Annotated in this window: 15 protein-coding genes, 1 tRNA gene and 2 rRNA genes; 9 read left to right on the top strand and 9 right to left on the bottom strand. The window is 54.7% G+C overall.

Annotation, left to right across the window (positions count from 1 at the left end; all coding sequences use genetic code 11):
* From ACYQ04_RS11840 to ACYQ04_RS11815, 6 genes are all read right to left on the bottom strand, one after another.
* Positions 1-165 (bottom strand): 23S ribosomal RNA (locus ACYQ04_RS11840); the annotation flags it as partial.
* A gap of 107 nt (positions 166-272) precedes the next feature.
* A tRNA-Ala gene (locus ACYQ04_RS11835) sits at positions 273-349 on the bottom strand.
* Positions 350-401: 52 nt separating this feature from the next.
* Positions 402-1,889 (bottom strand): 16S ribosomal RNA (locus ACYQ04_RS11830).
* Positions 1,890-2,271: 382 nt separating this feature from the next.
* Entirely contained in the window at positions 2,272-3,111 is an 840-nt protein-coding gene (locus tag ACYQ04_RS11825) for a ribose-phosphate diphosphokinase (protein ID WP_460129786.1), read from the bottom strand.
* Between the two features lie 55 nt (positions 3,112-3,166).
* The gene (locus ACYQ04_RS11820; protein ID WP_042690986.1) at positions 3,167-3,874 is read right to left on the bottom strand and encodes a DUF1614 domain-containing protein; all 708 of its coding nucleotides are present in this window, start codon (positions 3,872-3,874) and stop codon (positions 3,167-3,169) included.
* Positions 3,867-4,235, bottom strand: coding sequence for an ASCH domain-containing protein (locus ACYQ04_RS11815; RefSeq protein WP_167729581.1), 369 nt, complete (start codon positions 4,233-4,235; stop codon positions 3,867-3,869). The genes ACYQ04_RS11820 and ACYQ04_RS11815 overlap by 8 nt, the downstream gene beginning before the upstream one ends.
* An 88-nt stretch (positions 4,236-4,323) precedes the next feature.
* On the opposite strand from ACYQ04_RS11815, the gene ACYQ04_RS11810 reads away from it, so the two are divergent.
* Together ACYQ04_RS11810 and radB are read left to right on the top strand one after the other, a co-directional pair.
* Complete coding sequence (locus tag ACYQ04_RS11810) at positions 4,324-4,959, top strand: MBL fold metallo-hydrolase (protein WP_460129784.1); 636 nt, start codon at positions 4,324-4,326, stop codon at positions 4,957-4,959.
* Positions 4,960-4,968: 9 nt separating this feature from the next.
* Positions 4,969-5,634 carry a DNA repair and recombination protein RadB gene (gene radB, locus ACYQ04_RS11805; RefSeq protein WP_460129783.1) on the top strand — a complete coding sequence of 222 codons (666 nt, stop codon included), beginning with the start codon at positions 4,969-4,971 and terminating at the stop codon, positions 5,632-5,634.
* Here the strand turns inward: radB and ACYQ04_RS11800 are convergent.
* Positions 5,600-7,009, bottom strand: coding sequence for an ATP-binding protein (locus tag ACYQ04_RS11800; protein WP_460130232.1), 1,410 nt, complete (start codon positions 7,007-7,009; stop codon positions 5,600-5,602). The two genes, radB and ACYQ04_RS11800, sit on opposite strands and share 35 nt — an antisense overlap.
* A 135-nt stretch (positions 7,010-7,144) precedes the next feature.
* Between ACYQ04_RS11800 and ACYQ04_RS11795 the strand changes: the two genes are divergently transcribed.
* Positions 7,145-7,330, top strand: a complete 186-nt coding sequence (locus ACYQ04_RS11795) for a hypothetical protein (RefSeq protein WP_460129779.1) — start codon at positions 7,145-7,147, stop codon at positions 7,328-7,330.
* Here ACYQ04_RS11795 and ACYQ04_RS11790 read toward each other — a convergent pair.
* Positions 7,315-8,730, bottom strand: coding sequence for a ribonuclease FAU-1 family protein (locus tag ACYQ04_RS11790; RefSeq protein WP_460129776.1), 1,416 nt, complete (start codon positions 8,728-8,730; stop codon positions 7,315-7,317). The two genes, ACYQ04_RS11795 and ACYQ04_RS11790, sit on opposite strands and share 16 nt — an antisense overlap.
* Positions 8,702-9,433 carry a hypothetical protein gene (locus ACYQ04_RS11785; RefSeq protein ID WP_167913935.1) on the bottom strand — a complete coding sequence of 244 codons (732 nt, stop codon included), beginning with the start codon at positions 9,431-9,433 and terminating at the stop codon, positions 8,702-8,704. Before ACYQ04_RS11785 ends, ACYQ04_RS11790 begins: the two co-directional genes overlap by 29 nt.
* A 126-nt stretch (positions 9,434-9,559) precedes the next feature.
* Between ACYQ04_RS11785 and moaA the strand changes: the two genes are divergently transcribed.
* The 6 genes from moaA (at position 9,560) to ACYQ04_RS11755 (ending at position 14,983) form a co-directional block, all read left to right on the top strand.
* On the top strand, positions 9,560-10,486 hold the full coding sequence (gene moaA / locus ACYQ04_RS11780; RefSeq protein ID WP_460129772.1) for a GTP 3',8-cyclase MoaA: 927 nt from the start codon (positions 9,560-9,562) through the stop codon (positions 10,484-10,486).
* A gap of 43 nt (positions 10,487-10,529) precedes the next feature.
* Positions 10,530-11,477 (top strand): DUF835 domain-containing protein, encoded by a 948-nt coding sequence (locus ACYQ04_RS11775; RefSeq protein ID WP_460129769.1) that lies wholly within the window; start codon positions 10,530-10,532, stop codon positions 11,475-11,477.
* Positions 11,374-12,384, top strand: coding sequence for a tRNA (guanine(37)-N1)/4-demethylwyosine(37)-methyltransferase Taw22 (taw22, locus tag ACYQ04_RS11770; RefSeq protein ID WP_460129766.1), 1,011 nt, complete (start codon positions 11,374-11,376; stop codon positions 12,382-12,384). Before ACYQ04_RS11775 ends, taw22 begins: the two co-directional genes overlap by 104 nt.
* Before the next feature lie 216 nt (positions 12,385-12,600).
* Entirely contained in the window at positions 12,601-13,833 is a 1,233-nt protein-coding gene (locus ACYQ04_RS11765; protein ID WP_460129763.1) for a hypothetical protein, read from the top strand.
* A gap of 14 nt (positions 13,834-13,847) precedes the next feature.
* Positions 13,848-14,483: a hypothetical protein gene (locus ACYQ04_RS11760; protein ID WP_460129760.1), complete on the top strand. Its 636-nt coding sequence runs from the start codon at positions 13,848-13,850 to the stop codon at positions 14,481-14,483.
* Positions 14,484-14,620: 137 nt separating this feature from the next.
* The gene (locus tag ACYQ04_RS11755) at positions 14,621-14,983 is read left to right on the top strand and encodes a hypothetical protein (protein ID WP_460129758.1); all 363 of its coding nucleotides are present in this window, start codon (positions 14,621-14,623) and stop codon (positions 14,981-14,983) included.
* The last annotated feature ends 64 nt before the right edge of the window (positions 14,984-15,047 follow it).

The raw sequence follows: 15,047 nt of genomic DNA, 5'->3' as shown, positions 1-15,047 counted from the left end.
GTTCCCCCTCCCGACTGGGAGTGCGGCAAAGCCGCGGGAGGTCCCATTCGGGCATCCCCGGTTCGACGGCTGCCTGCGCCTCGCCGGGGCTTATCGCAGCTTGCCACGCCCTTCGTCGGCGCCCCGAGCCGAGCCATCCACCAGGCGGCTTAGTTGCCACCGGGCGGGGCGTTTTCTGGACCAGCTCGCCTATGCACGGCCCTCATCGTGACCCCTGTTCGGGGTCTCAGGCCCTTCCACCCCGAGCCGAGCTCGGGATGTGCACCTCTTCGTGGTGGACCGGCCGGGATTCGAACCCGGGGCCTCCGGCTTGCAAAGCCGGCGCTCTCCCAGGCTGAGCTACCGGCCCACGTTGGCAGGCCCGGCACCCCTTAAACCCCCCCGGACGGGTTTCCGGCGATAGGAGGTGATCGAGCCGTAGGTTCCCCTACGGCTACCTTGTTACGACTTCTCCCCCCTCACGGAGCCCAGGCTCGACCCGGCCTCCCCGAAGGGAGACCAGGCCTCACCCGGACCCCGCTCGGGTGGAGTGACGGGCGGTGTGTGCAAGGAGCAGGGACGTATTCGCCGCGCGATGATGACACGCGGGTACTAGGGATTCCAGCTTCACGCGGGCGAGTTGCAGCCCGCGATCCGAACTGAGGGCGGGTTTAGGGGATTCCCTTCCCCTTTCGGGGTCGGTTCCCATTGTCCCGCCCATTGTAGCGCGCGTGTAGCCCGGGGGTTTCGGGGCATACTGACCTACCGTCGCCCGCTCCTTCCTCCGGCTTATCGCCGGCGGTCCCCCCAGAGTGCCTCCTCCCCAGCGGGGAGGACTGGCAACTGGGGGCGCGGGTCTCGCTCGTTACCACACTTAAGTGGACGCCTCACGGTACGAGCTGACGGCGGCCATGCACCTCCTCTCGGCGCGTCCGGCAAGACCTTCAGCCTGGCCTTCATCCTGCCGTCGCCCCCGGTGAGGTTCCCGGCGTTGAATCCAATTAAACCGCACGCTCCACCCCTTGTAGTGCTCCCCCGCCAATTCCTTTAAGTTTCAGCCTTGCGGCCGTACTCCCCAGGCGGCGGGCTTAACGGCTTCCCTCCGGCACCGGGCGAGCTCGAAGCTCGCCCGACACCTAGCCCGCATCCTTTACAGCCAGGACTACCCGGGTATCTAATCCGGTTCGCTCCCCTGGCCTTCGTCCCTCACCGTCGGACCCGTTCCAGCCGGGCGCCTTCGCCACTGGCGGTCCCCCTGGGATTATAGGATTTCACCCCTACCCCAGGGGTACCCCCGGCCTCTCCCGGTCCCAAGGCCCGCAGTATCCCCAGCAAGCCCCACGGTTGAGCCGTGGGATTTCGCCAGGGACTTACGGGCCCGGCTACGGACGCTTTAGGCCCAATAATAGCGGCCACCACTTGGGCCGCCGGTATTACCGCGGCGGCTGCCACCGGCCTTGCCCAGCCCTTATTCCCGGAGCTTTTTACACTCCGGAAAAGCCGTGGCTGTGCCACGGCACTGGGGGTCCCCCCGTCGCGGTTGCCCGCATTGCGGAGGTTTCGCGCCTGCTGCGCCCCGTAGGGCCTGGACCCGTGTCTCAGTGTCCATCTCCGGGCTCCCACTCTCATGGCCCGTACCGATCTTCGGCTTGGTGGGCCGTTACCCCACCAACTACCTAATCGGCCGCCGGCCCATCCTCGGGCGGGCAGAGCCCCTTTCGGCCTGGGGACCTTCCAGTACCCCAGGCCTATGGGGGATTAGCCCCAGTTTCCCGGGGTTATCCCCCTCCCGAGGGTAGGTTACCGACGTGTTACTGAGCCGTCCGCCGGTGCGCGCAGAGCGCGCCCCATGACTCGCATGGCTTAGTCGGACCCCCATAGCAGTGGCCTCCGGCAGGATCAACCGGAATTGAGCAAGGAGTACGGCCGGTGGAACTCCCCTCAAACGGGGGAGTACCGATTCCCGTCCGGGGGTTTGGTCGGGGTGCCGGGCCTGCCTTACCCCCGAGGGGTCCGCCTTTCGGCGTTTCCTCGGGAGCGCACCTGGTGTGACCCGGACTGGAGGGCGGGGTTCATCTTTGGGTGCTTTGCACCCGTTCCCCCCGACGCCGCCGTCTTGGCGTCCGGGTCTTCGTCGCCCCCTGTTCGGGGGCTCCACCCAATAGGGACGAACCCCCACAGTGAAAAATTTTTGCAAAACCCACCAGCGGTGAGATTTTTGAAAAAGAACCCGTCAAAAAAGAGAACAAAAATGCACAAAAATAGACATGAAAATGTTAAAAATTTTTGCAATCAAAGGCGGAGTATTTCCGGCACAATGCTTATCTTCGAGACGGGAGTAGGTATCGTGTTCGTGACGGCGAGCTCGTCAACAGCCTTACTAACCCTCTCGATGGCACCCTCGGCAAAGACCCCGTGGGTAACTCCAACGAAGATTCTCTCTGCGCCGAGCTTCCTCAAAATCTCGGACGCCTTGACCATGGTTCCTCCGGTGCTTATGATGTCATCAACTATCAGAACGTTCTTGCCCCTGACATCTATATCAACCGGTCTCATCTCAACCTCAGTTGGGGATATGCGCCTCTTCTCGAAGTGACTGTACTCAAGGCCGAGCTCCTCCGCAACAGCTTTGGCCCTCTCACGGGCGCCTTTATCCGGGGCGAGGACTATGCCGCCGCCGAGCTTCTCGCGGAAGTAGTCCGCTATGACCCTCGCAGGGGAGACGTTGACGCCTTTACCCGGGAAGTACTTCAGCGTCTCGGGGTTGTGGAGGTCGAAGATGTAGAGTTCATCGTAGTAAACGCCAAGGGCTTTCATTATCGCTCTCACGCTCACCGGCTCACCCTCTTTCGTGACCCTGTCCTGCCTGCTGTAGGCGAAGTAGGGAACTACGGCGCGGAGTTTCTTGAAGCCCTTCTCCCTGAGCGCGTCCCCGATGAGAAGCAGCTCAACGATTTTCTCGTCCTGCGGCGCGAAGGTAGAGCTGACGACCGTTGCCTCATCGCCGGAACCGAGAACCCGAACGTACTTCTCCCCGTCGGGGAACTTCCTCAGCTCGACCTCGATGATTTCTCCACCGAGTTCCCTGAGCTCCCCCTCAAGGTGCTTCCCACCGCTCCCGATAACGAACATGAGCGCCACCTCCTTTGACGGTTTCCTGTTGAATTACCGCCTTATAAACCCACCGTCATACCAAGAGAACGGCAATAACCCCCGCGAGGAAGATTCCATCGAAGGTTCCGGCGCCCCCTATGCTGACCATCGGCGCCCCGAGGCGCTTGATTTTCTCCCAGTTCATCAGGTCGGCCCCTATGAGAACCCCAAGCGTTCCGCTGACGTAGGCAACCAGCGTTGGGTTACCGTCCCCGAGGAGCCAGCCAAGGAGAACCGCTATGAGCGGGGGAAAGAGGGTCGGCATCGCGATTCCAAGACCACGAACCGGTCTCGCAACGGCGTTGCTGAGGAGCGAGGCGATGAAAACCGCGAGAAGGGTGTTCAGGAGGAGGCCGTACTCACCAAGGTGGACGAGGCGGAAGAGCTCGTAGAGAACTATGCTCAGAGGAACCAGGGCACCGCCGACGTTGACCGCTATGACCGTCTTCCTCTCCTCCCAGTCGAAGTAGGGCATCGGATAGAGAATCCCGAAGAAGCCGACTTCCCTAACCCTAATCACGGGCTCGTAGGTTACCTCCTCCGCTATGGGTATGTTTATGAAGCTCCCGACGAGCGCGAAGACGAAGAGTGTAACAGCCACACCGGGAGGAAGGCCGAGCCTGTCAAAGGCCATGAGAACCGCACCGGAGAAGAAAACGAAGACGAGGACGAAGGCAACCGCTATGAGAATCAGAAACGGCCAGTTAAGTGGGGGAAACAGGAAGCGCCGGACCTTATTCATCTTTAACCACCACGTTGGCCCATATCTGGACCCCTTTGGCCATCTCCACCTCCTTGGGGCGGTCGAACTTCTCGGCGTTCCTGAGCACCCACGCGTAGAGTGGCTTCCCATTGGAGTACTCGCGCAGGAAAGAAACGCTCGCGCGGTGCTTGTCCTCATGCTCAGCTAACTCCTCCGGCGTGAACGGCCCGAGAACGTCGACGAGCTCCGCCTTCCCGATGGCCTTCCCGTTGCTGATTATCAGAATCTCCCCTCTGATTTTCGTTCTCGTCTTCCTAATCTCCCACACCTTCTTGCCCTCTACGATTAGGCTCGCGTAGGGTTCCCTCACGATGAGGCCCTTTTTCTTCTCCATCGCCATCGCCTTTAGTAGGTTCAGAGGTTAATAAAACCAACGCTGGGAAAACTTTAAGTCCGCTTTATCGAAGGCACTTGAGGAGGTCGAACCGATGAAGGTCATCTGGTACGGTCACGCATGCTTCTGGATTGAGACGAACGGGGTGAAGATACTGATAGACCCCTACCCGGAGGTTGACGACGACCGAATTGGCGAGGTTGACTACATCCTGATAACCCATGAGCACACCGACCACTACGGAAAGGTCGAGCTCCTCTCGAGGCTCCGCGACGCCACGGTAATAGGCCCAAAGCAGGTCTACCTAATGGCGGTGGCAGATGGCGTTACGAAGGTCAGGGAAATCGAGGCAGGACAGACGATAGAGCTCGAAAACGGCGTGAAGGTTACGGCCATCTACGTCGAGCATCCGTCGAGCCAATACCCGCTCGGCTACCTGATAGAGGGCGACAAGAGGCTCCTCCATCCCGGAGACACCTACGCAGGCCCCGTGTTCCAGAGGCTTCGCGGTAAGGTGGACATCCTGCTCGTCCCGATAAGCGGTCGCTCAACCGCGAACGCGAGGGAGGCAACTCAGATAGTCGAGGACGTGAGACCGAGGGTTGTAATCCCGATGCACTACGGCGTTTACAACGACGCCGACCCGTCGAAGCTGGTCGAGGAGCTCAGGAAGAGGCGCGTGTGGGTGCTCTTCAAGGAGCCGAAGCTCTACGAGGAGATGTCCTTCTGAGGGAAAGGCATGCTCTCCACAGGCTCGCGGAAGCTCGACGAACTGCTCGGGGGAGGTTTCGCCCCCGGCGTGCTCACCCAGATTTACGGCCCCTACGCGACCGGGAAGACGACATTAGCGGTCCAAACCGGAATTCTGAGCGGTAAGAAGGTCGCCTACGTGGACACGGAGGGGGGCTTTTCTCCCGAACGGCTGAAGCAGATGGCAGAAGCTAGAAACCTTGACCCCGAGGAAGCTTTGTCGCGCTTCATTCTCTTCACTCCCGCTGATTTCAGGGAGCAGAGGAGGATTATAGGCTCGCTCAAGAAGGTCGTTGACGACTCGTTCTCGCTCGTCGTGGTTGATTCTATAACCGCCCACTACAGGGCTGAGGAGAACAGAATGGGCCTCCTCACGGACTTAAGCCGACAACTGCAGGTCCTCCTCTGGATTGCAAGGAAACAGAACATTCCCGTTCTCGTCATCAACCAGGTGCACTACGACAGCAGGCTCGAAAGGACGAGGCCGGTGGCGGAACAAACCCTCGGCTACCGCTGTAAGGACATACTCCGGCTCGACAAGCTTCCGAAGCCGGGCTTAAGGCTGGCCATTCTCGAAAGGCACCGCTTCCGTCCAGAGGGGACGATGGTCTACTTCAGGATTACGGAGAAGGGAATAGAGGACGTTGGTGAATGACGTCGTTAAGGTCAAAGGCGAGGAAGCCTTCTTCCCTTAGTTCCTCCCTACCCTCAAGCTCCCTCGCTATAATGCCGAACCGGTAATCCCCTTTGAGCGGGAGAAGTTTCGCCTTCCTCTCAAGGGACTTCAAAACCTTCCTCGCATCCCTCAGGCTCAGGTCCTTCCACTTCACCTCGAAGAGGAGGACGTTTTTCCGGTCGTAGGCGACCACGTCTATCTCTTCTCCCTTGTGCCACCACCTGCCAACGCGCTCCGGTTTAAAGCCTAAGTCGAGCCTTCTCACGAAGTCCACTGCTATTCTCTCGTAGGTTTTGCCAACGAAGGCGGGAAACTCTGCTTTAAAGCGCTCAAAGACCTTCTCAGGATTCTCCTCAAGGGCGGTGTAGTTGTGGTAGATAAACCTGAACCAGAAGTTGAAGAACTCGTCGCTTATGCGATAGATTACTTTCCTTGTCTTAAGCGGGTTCTCGGTGACGGGAACTTCCCTCTTCAGGTACTCGTAGTGGTTGGTCAGCTCGCTGAGGTACTTGCCGACGGTGAGAAGCTTCATACCCGTTTTGTCGCTTATCTCCTTGGGCGTAACGTAGCCGAGGCTGACCGCTTCGAGGATTGAGAAGTGAGCGCGGTAGAACCTGCCGAACTCCAGTTTTAGGACGTTTAAACCTTCTTCCCTCAGCGGGGCAAACTCGTCGAAGAACAGCGCCTTCAGGGCTTTAAGGGAGTCTCCACGGTAGTAGCGCGGGACGTAGAGGAGATACCGGGGCATTCCGCCCAAAGCTGAGTACAGCTCAACGAAATCCTTGGGCGGAATGCCAACTTGCGAGTGCACGAAGTCGAAGGCGGTCCAGAAGTCAAAGGGCCTCAGCTTAACCCACTCGTCCACCCTGCCGAAGAGGGGCTCTTTTCTGTCCATGAAGATTCGCTTAATCATGCCAACGTACGAGCCAACTGCGATGAGCATGAGGTTTGAGGTTTCCTTTTTCTCGTCCCAGAGCCTCTGGAGGGAGGAGAAGAAGGAAGGTTTAACCGTCCTGAAGTTCTGGAACTCGTCAAATACCACAACAAGCTTCCTCTCCCGCGAGAAGTCGAGCAGGAACTCAATCAGCTCCTCAAGGGAGCCGAACTTTGGCTTCAAGTATGAAGGGAGGTAGTTAGAAAGCTTTTCCTTAATCTCGCGCGAGTACTCTTCGAGTAGCAAAGCCTCATCCTTCTCGCCAACGAAGAAGTAGAGGCCGAGCTTATCACTCAGGAACTCCCTGGCCAGGGCGGTCTTCCCAACCCTCCTCCTGCCGTAAATCACGAGAAAGCTTGAGCCCGGAAAGGAGTAAACCTCGTTGAGCTTCTCAACCTCGCGCCCCCTGTCGTAGAACATATTACTCACCGAGTATATTACCGAACGAGTAATATTTAAGGGTTGCGGGGAATAAAGCTAAGACCAACAGGCCCGGCACTCCCAGCTATGAACGTTACCAAAGGTTTTTGAGAGCTACTCTTCAAACACCCGCACATGAGCTCCCTGGAAACCGAAAGAAGGCGCCGGAGAAAAGGGCTCAACCTACCAGTCCTCCCTGGAGGTAGGGGTTTGTCCCCTGAGGAAATCGAAGAGACCATAAACCTCGGCCAGGGTAGCGAAATAGCAGAAGAAATGAGAGTAAAGAAAACGGGAAGAGAGCACCTTCAAATCCTCTCGTAAACCTCCTGCGTAATCCTCAGCACGGCCTTGTAGAGCTTCTCGCTTATTACCCCCTCCTCGTAGTGCTCAGCCAGCTTCTCCTTGTCGATTATCTCCTTCGTTCCGTCGGGCCACCTGACGATGTCAACCTCGAGGTCAACGTAGCGCGCTCCATCGGGGTAAATCTCGACCGGCGTGTTGATGTTGTAGTACTCGCCCTTCAGGTTGCCGTTCTTGTCGTAATACCTGTGCACGAACCACCACTTGCCGGCCTCGATTTCAGTTATCGCGTAGTCGCCGAACTCTATCGGAAGGTCGAGGCCGTCGTAGAACTTGCCTGGCTTGAGGTGCCTCTTTATCGTGACCTTGAGCGGGTTGTGGCTGACCTCCAGAACTTCACCGGGCCCAATCCTTATCCTCTGGCCGTCGGGCTTGACGTGGTCGAGGCTGAAGAGCCAGCCCCTCCTCGGCCCCTTGTTCTCTATCAGAGCCTCCCAGAAGCCCTGGTTAACCTTCATCCTCTGGCCTGGAACCTTGGCGAGGATTCCCTCCGCTATCTCAACCGCGAAGCCGAGCTCGGGGTCCTTCGCCTTGAGCTGGTGGTGGCCCTCAACCGTCGGAACGACCTTGTTCCTTATCTCGTCGAGCTTCTTCTTCGCCCCTCCACCGAACTCGACCTCGTAGATGTTCCTGCCTTCGATGATGAGAGACGGGGCGAAGTAGGTGTCAGCCTTGGCTAACCTGTCGGCGAGCTTTGAAAGCCTGACTATCTCGTCCCTCAGGGTGTTCCAGTCCTTGTAGGCCGCGGCGGTTCTCCAGAGGATTCCCCACTCGCCGAGGTCTATGCTCAGGCCGAGGATTCTGAGCCTCTCGCGCTCCTGGTTGTCCCTTATCTTCCTTGAAATCTTCACGTGCCTCTGCGCTCCTATCGGCTTGGGAATCAAGACGGCGTAGTCGCCGGGAATCGTGAGGGTAGTGCTGAGGTGTGGCAGGAGGTTGTGCTTCTTCACCTGAACGAGAACCTCGTCCCCTTCGTTCGCCCTCGGGAGCTCGTTCTTGGGGAGGGTTCCTATCGCGCTCCCGAGGTCAACGTAAACGTACCTATCATCAACCTTAACAACGAGACCCTTGTAGATGCCGTAAAGCTGGTAGGAGAGCCTCCTGAAGAAGACGTCTATGAGCTCGTCTTCGAGAACGGCTTTGGCCTCTTCAACGGCGTTTCCAACGAGAACGACGCCGTGCCTGTCCTTCTTGTCGTAGATGTCAACGTCGAACTCGTCGTAGGTCTTCTCAAGGCCGAAGCGCTCGACTATCTTGTTGCTCGGCTGGCTTATGCCGAAGCCCCTGTCGAGGAAGAGCTTCGTTAGGGCCGTTGAATAGATGCCCCGAATCCTAACCGTAAGCCCTGTGTCTGTAGACACCTTCACCACCCCTCATCTTCTTCTCCACCACTCCAATGAGCGCCAATCCTTCAAGGATTTCCTCAGCGTCTCTCACTCCGCTGAGCTTCTCCACGTTTCTCGCCTCAACCCAAAGCAGGCCCTTGGAGTGCCATTCGAGCAGGGCCCTCTCGACACGGTGAACGTCGGAAGGATGAGCGTAGAGCCTGTAAACGAAGCGAACGAGTGAGTCGAGCCTTTCCTCAAGGTACCTCGTTCTGTGGATTTCCTCCAGTATGCCAACGGGAACCTTTTTGTGGTTTTCGCCCAGGAATGCCAGCCCCTCAACCTCGGCCGAGAGCTCGCCTATAGCCTTCCTGACGGCGTAGTCGTAGAGCCTGTGGAACTGAACCAGCCTGTCGAAGGAAGCCTTCAGCCTCGCCCTGGAGTTAAAGTCGTCACCGCGGAGGAGCGAGAGGACCTCCTCAATGCGGAACTTCATCTGGTGCTCGTTCTTGTAGAGCTCCTTCGAGAGCTCCTCCAGCCTTCCACCGAACTTCGCCAGCTCACGGTAGAGCGATGAAGCCCTCTCAAGCTTCTCGGCCGAGAGCTCGTGCAGTGACCTGAGAACAGCCTCAAGTTCCTCAACGCTCTTCTCACCGTAGAGCTCGGAGAACCTTGATTCAAAACGGGAGTGAAGCTTTTCAAGCTCCCCGAGAAGTGACCTGAGCTCGTCAACGTCCATCCCCGAAACCCCCTAAGGTAGGACTTGGCCGTAGGCCTACTTTTACTTTTCGATTGGCGGAGTTAAACGAAACCGCTTACCCGAAAGCCTTTTTTAAAAGCTCGTGTATCGGGTTAAGGTGTTGCCATGACCCTCTACGACCGCTTCGGAAGACCAGTGACGAACCTCAGGATTTCGCTCACGCAGGAGTGCAACTTCCGCTGTTTCTTCTGCCACCGCGAGGGCCAGCGGTTTTTAGCCAAAAACGAGGTGACGCCGGAGGAGATAGAAAGGCTCGTTAGAATAGCATCGCGCCTCGGAATAAGGAAGGTTAAGCTCACCGGTGGCGAGCCAACCGTTCGGGAGGACATCATTGAAATCGTTCGGAGGATTAAGCCCTACGTTAGAGACCTGAGCATGACAACCAACGGGAGCAGGCTTAAGGAGCTCGCCGAACCGCTCGCGAGGGCCGGTCTGGACAGGGTAAACGTCTCGCTCCACAGCCTAAAACCGGAAGTCTACAAAAAAATCACGGGCGTTGACATGCTCGAAACCGTTCTTGAAGGCATCGAGGAGGCGGTGAAGTATCTCTCGCCGGTCAAGCTCAACATGACGGTCATGAGGGGCCTCAACGATGGTGAAATCTGGGACATGATAGACTTCTCGGCAAAGACTGGCACGATACTCCAGCTCATAGAGCTCGAGGCGCCGAGGGAGATGACAGAGACGGCCTTCTTCCGGAAGTACTTCTACCCGCTCAGGCCGGTGGAGAGGGAGCTCGAAAAGAGGGCCGTCGAAATCCGCGAGAGGAGGATGCACAGGAGGAAGAAGTACTTCATTCCGACGGATTACGGAATAGCCGAGGTCGAGGTCGTTAGGGCGATGCACAACACGGTCTTCTGCGCCAACTGCACCCGCCTGAGGGTCACCTCCGACGGGAAGTTCAAGACCTGCCTGCTGAGGAACGACGATTTGATAGACTTTTTGACGGCCATGAGGAACGGCGCGAGCGACGCCGAACTGGTCGATATTTTCAGGAAAGCTGTGTTAAAACGCGAGCCCTACTGGCGGTAGAAAGGTTTTTGTGGAGTAGCGCGCAGTTTTGAACGGTGGGACCGTGGGACTAGGTAACCTAGCACCGTACTTCTCGGGGATAGCGCTAATTATCATAGGCATCTACGGGATAACCAAATCGTACTGGGAGTGGAAGGACCACGATGAACCCGTGAAAAGGCTCGCCTTCACCCTTATGGTGTCCTTTGCCCTGTTCGGAATCATAGGGGGCATAGCGGTATTCTTAACTATACTGGTTACCCCTCAATTCTGGGCCCTTCAAGCCATAGTTGTCACGACTGGATACTTAATACTCGCCCACGAGTCCCTGAGCATGCTTGAAAAGCTGAGAAAACCGGAGAAAAAACACGAGAGAAAAAAGGTCAAATGCGCACTTCCCGTCGCCGGAATCGTTAAATCGCGGGAGGAAGCGGTAATCCTACTGAAAGCGGTGAGCAACTACGCAGACCTTTCCCTGCTCGTAATAGGCAGGGAGCATCCGGACGAATGGACTAACAAAACTGGCATAGAACCCGACGATTACATCTGGCTCACAAGGGTTGAGCACAAAAAGGCGGTAAGCCCGAGTAGCCTGCACGTTCTCAGCGGGAAGGTAATCGGCTTCATTAGAGACAACCCGGGAGGGGTCGTCTACATCGAGGGAATCGAGTATATGCTATTCTACTCGGATTTCAAGGCCGTTGCAAAGTTCCTCTTCGCCATAAGGGACGCGGCGATGATAGAGAGCGCCCACGTGCTCGTTCTCGCCAACGAGGACACGCTAACGCCTGAACAGATGGCAATACTGAAAAAGGAGTTCGAAGAAATAGACGTCGAGAAAATCCTTGAAAAGCTCATGGGACCCGCGTTGTTCGGGGCTATTCCGAGCAGGAAGCGGAGGGATTTCAATGCCAGCGCTGAGGGTTCCGAAGAGGGAAGCGGAGCCGGTGAAGAGAAGGCTGAAGAAGCTCGGCCTCTACGACGGGAAGAGACGGCCGAAGAGGGAGGGTGATTTCGTTCTCTTACCCGTCATCGAGGACGAGAGGATTTACACCCTCGGCTACGAGGTTTTGCCCGTTGAGCTCCCGTTTCGACCCGAGAGGCAGATATACAAGAACCTTGAGAGCGTTTTGGCGGAGAGACTGAGCGGAGAGGAGTTGAAGTACCTCAGGCGTTACGACGTTATAGGCGACATCGCCGTTATTCAAATTCCGCCCGAGCTGGAGCACCGCGTTGAGGATATCGTTTGGGGCCTGCGAAAGGTTCACCCGTTCCTCAAGGTGATAGCGAGGAAGGGCTTCCACGAGGGGGCCTTCAGGATCAGGGACTACTCGATAATCTGGGGCGAAAACAGGCTTGAAACCGTTCACAGGGAGAACGGCGTCGAGATTAAGGTTGACCTGAGCAAGGTCTTTTTCAACCCGAGGATGAAGGGTGAGCGCTACCGCTTGGCCCAGCTCGTCTGCGACGGTGAGAGGATTCTGATTCCCTTCGCCGGCGTTCTGCCTTACGCCCTCGTGATAGCGAGGTATAGGAAGGTCAGGATAACGGCCGTCGAGCTGAACAGAGACGCCTACGAACTCGGACTGGAGAACGTAGAGCGCAACAGGAAGAGGCTGAAGGGCGAGATAGAGTTCATACACGGCGACGCCTTCAAGGTCCTGCCCGAGCTTCCGAGCTACGACCGGGTGATAAGCCCGACGCCGAGGGGCGTTGACGCGTTGGCTTTAACGCTCCCAAAGGCCGAGCGCTGGCTTCACTACTACGACTTCGTCCACGAAAACGAGGTTGAGGCCTTCAGAGCAAGAATCCTCGAGGAGTGCCAAAAGCTCGGAAGGAAATGCTCAGTGAGGGTGAAGAAGGTCAGCGACTTCAAGCCACACGTGTTTAAAGTCTGCGCGGATGTTGAGCTGAGGTGAAGGTTCTCAAACTTGATGTTGCATCATCATGCAACTCTTTTACTCAGGCTTCTTTCGAAGGGTTTTAAGCGAAAAACTTATGTTAGAAAAGATTAACCCTAAACGTGAAAAATTATAACTTGATAATTATTAACAATAGTAAAGTTTATAAGCGTGAATTGTGTATTAGTTATTGCAGAAAACCTTACAGAGGTGAACTCAATGCGGTGGAAGTCCGTGTTCGCAGTCCTGTTGGGACTGCTGATGGTTGGAGTGACGGCGGGGAGCGCGGCGGCGGTAGGAATCAACAATGATGTAAAACACTTAAGTGATGTAGTATTAGTCCTAGAGGGAAAATACTATCCCTATTCATGGAAAGGGGACTACACAAAGCCCTTACTAACCCAAACAGTTGTTAGGTTCAACATGCAGACTCATGAATTGACAGCAATCGTCATGTACAAATACAACATAGATACTCTCAGATGCAAGTTTAAGATATTAAAATCATCATTGTTTGAGGGATATGTATTGCTACCTACAAATAACAGTCAGAAACACAACCAAATTCATATTCTTGAAATTGTGGTATATAATAACGGAACGACACATATTTTTGCCAAGGACCCTAAAGGCAACCTAATAATCCTCAGTGGGTACAGCCGTAGCTTAATACGGAGTCTGCATTTGTCACAGACCCCATCTGCAAAGATTCCAGACAATTTGTGGATAATGTCCATAACACCTCCCATTAATGGAATAGCAACAACGAAAATAGTAGAAGCGCCAACGGAGTACACAATAATGGCAACTCACTCAACTTCCGTCTCCAAAGTCATAGAATATCAATATACAGTAAAGGTTGTGCGCTGGAGAATCACGTTTTACATAACATTTAAATTGTACATGTACGGACCAACGTGGCTAGACAACTATGGCAAGTACCTTGTTTCAGTATCAATTCTAGACAAGGGGATATACTACAATAAAAAGCACATACATCACAATGGAGTTCCCCTATCAATTGGGGATATAAACCCTGTCGAAATTGGATTTGTAGTTCCAAACAATAACAACATTAAAGATGACGTCATAACAACACAGTTTTCATGCACTTCACCTCCCGATATTTTCTCAAAATTAGCAGTAGGATGGGACATTCTAGTGGGCGAATTTAATCCAATAACTGTTGTAACTACATTTTTCAACGTAAAGCCAAATGCCAAGCTAGATTTTAGGCATTCAGATAAACCTCCTAATGCAATTCATGTGAAGTTCAAGAATGTGCCGTTATGGTCCCCTGGAGACTATGTGAAAGGTTTATTTGATGTTGAGCATTCATCTGGCGTAGGCAGGGGGACCATTACTGCATTTTTTGTAATCCCTCTCTACTACAAACAGTGCAAATTCCACCATATAGATACCATTAGAGACCAACTCAAAATAACCGCTGAGCATCCAGACAGCTAAACTGCTCGAAGGCGATGGACATGCCAGGCAAGTGTTCGCTGGCAATCTTCCTCCTTTTCATTTTTTTCGTCGGTACCCAAGCCCGAATGTACGAACACTACAAAAATGCCATTGAAGAGACCCAGAAAAATGGCGACATACGCACAGCAGTACTGCTCACAGGTACGTACCTCCATGAGACCCGCTCTCACTCGGAAGCTGCCCTTATTGCACTCTCTCAGAAAAACCTTGACCTCTTTAACTTCACAATGGATGAGCTCTACAGCGACCTAGTGAACCTAGGGTTTGCACTAGACTTAATCGCAGAACTTGTGTTTCCAAAGGAATACCCAGATAATATGACAATAGTTAATATGGCCGAAACAGGGATGTGTTCTGACTTCGTAGCTGAAGCGAGGCATGCCGTCCTATCCGGCCAAGCAAATCTCTCCGCCGTTAGGGAAGGTCTCAAGCTTATTCATGATTTCACCAACAGATGGATAACCGGGGAAGTTAATCTCTCCGCCGACAAAGATGGTTCCATACAAGTTCACCATTTCGCCAACAGATGGGTCTTTGCTGGACCCCTCGTCAGCAAGGCATTTCTTCAGGCGAACAGAGAGCTTGAAGAAAAATGCAAGCTCCTCTCTCGTAGGGTTGCTAATGATTGATGTGATACCAATCATCCGGACATACCTTCAAGGGGCGCTGCGCCACTTACATCAACCAGGGGAATGGAACGAGTTAACGAGGGAAACTTTTTATTTTTATTCTCCCTATTATTTTTATTCTTCCTAAACTATTGGAGGTGGGAGAAATAAACCGTGAAACACCGCTGGAGAAACTCATCTTTGTTGACAACTTTGTGAAAGGATTTTTAAGCTTCGGCTTACTTGGCTCGTTTTTTGGAATTCTCATCTATTTAATCTCCGAATCCCTCTGGGTCACTGCAAAGTTCAACCTTCTCCTCTGGATTATACCGTCTCTTTTGGCATACTTCAGGGGCTATGCATCCGCATTGAAGTGTGTAGCAGAAGAACCGGGAAAGCCATACGCGGAGGCGGAGAGGAAAGCTGGGAGTATCGCTAAGACCTTTGCCCTTGAGTGGGCAGGTTTTACTTCCGCTGTCAAGCGTTTTGGGAGCAACACTGTTTTCAATAGCCTATCCTAACGTCCTGCTTGGATTCCTGCTCGTGGTTGCGAGTTCAGTGGTGTTGGGTTACGTTCATGCAAAG

Source organism: Thermococcus prieurii, assembly GCF_054657655.1.
The sequence above is the reverse complement of the archived record's forward strand: the minus strand, read 5'-3'. Positions and strand labels throughout refer to the sequence as shown.

Excerpts from the sequence above, each read along its gene's own strand:
- ACYQ04_RS11800 (WP_460130232.1), bottom strand. The coding sequence starts at position 7,009 with ATGTTCTACGACAGGGGGCGCGAGGTTGAGAAGCTCAACGAGGTTTAC.
- taw22 (WP_460129766.1), top strand. The coding sequence starts at position 11,374 with ATGCCAGCGCTGAGGGTTCCGAAGAGGGAAGCGGAGCCGGTGAAGAGA.
- ACYQ04_RS11815 (WP_167729581.1), bottom strand. The coding sequence starts at position 4,235 with ATGGCGATGGAGAAGAAAAAGGGCCTCATCGTGAGGGAACCCTACGCG.
- ACYQ04_RS11825 (WP_460129786.1), bottom strand. The coding sequence starts at position 3,111 with ATGTTCGTTATCGGGAGCGGTGGGAAGCACCTTGAGGGGGAGCTCAGG.
- ACYQ04_RS11810 (WP_460129784.1), top strand. The coding sequence starts at position 4,324 with ATGAAGGTCATCTGGTACGGTCACGCATGCTTCTGGATTGAGACGAAC.
- radB (WP_460129783.1), top strand. The coding sequence starts at position 4,969 with ATGCTCTCCACAGGCTCGCGGAAGCTCGACGAACTGCTCGGGGGAGGT.
- ACYQ04_RS11785 (WP_167913935.1), bottom strand. The coding sequence starts at position 9,433 with ATGGACGTTGACGAGCTCAGGTCACTTCTCGGGGAGCTTGAAAAGCTT.
- ACYQ04_RS11795 (WP_460129779.1), top strand. The coding sequence starts at position 7,145 with ATGAGCTCCCTGGAAACCGAAAGAAGGCGCCGGAGAAAAGGGCTCAAC.
- ACYQ04_RS11760 (WP_460129760.1), top strand. The coding sequence starts at position 13,848 with ATGGACATGCCAGGCAAGTGTTCGCTGGCAATCTTCCTCCTTTTCATT.
- moaA (WP_460129772.1), top strand. The coding sequence starts at position 9,560 with ATGACCCTCTACGACCGCTTCGGAAGACCAGTGACGAACCTCAGGATT.
- ACYQ04_RS11820 (WP_042690986.1), bottom strand. The coding sequence starts at position 3,874 with ATGAATAAGGTCCGGCGCTTCCTGTTTCCCCCACTTAACTGGCCGTTT.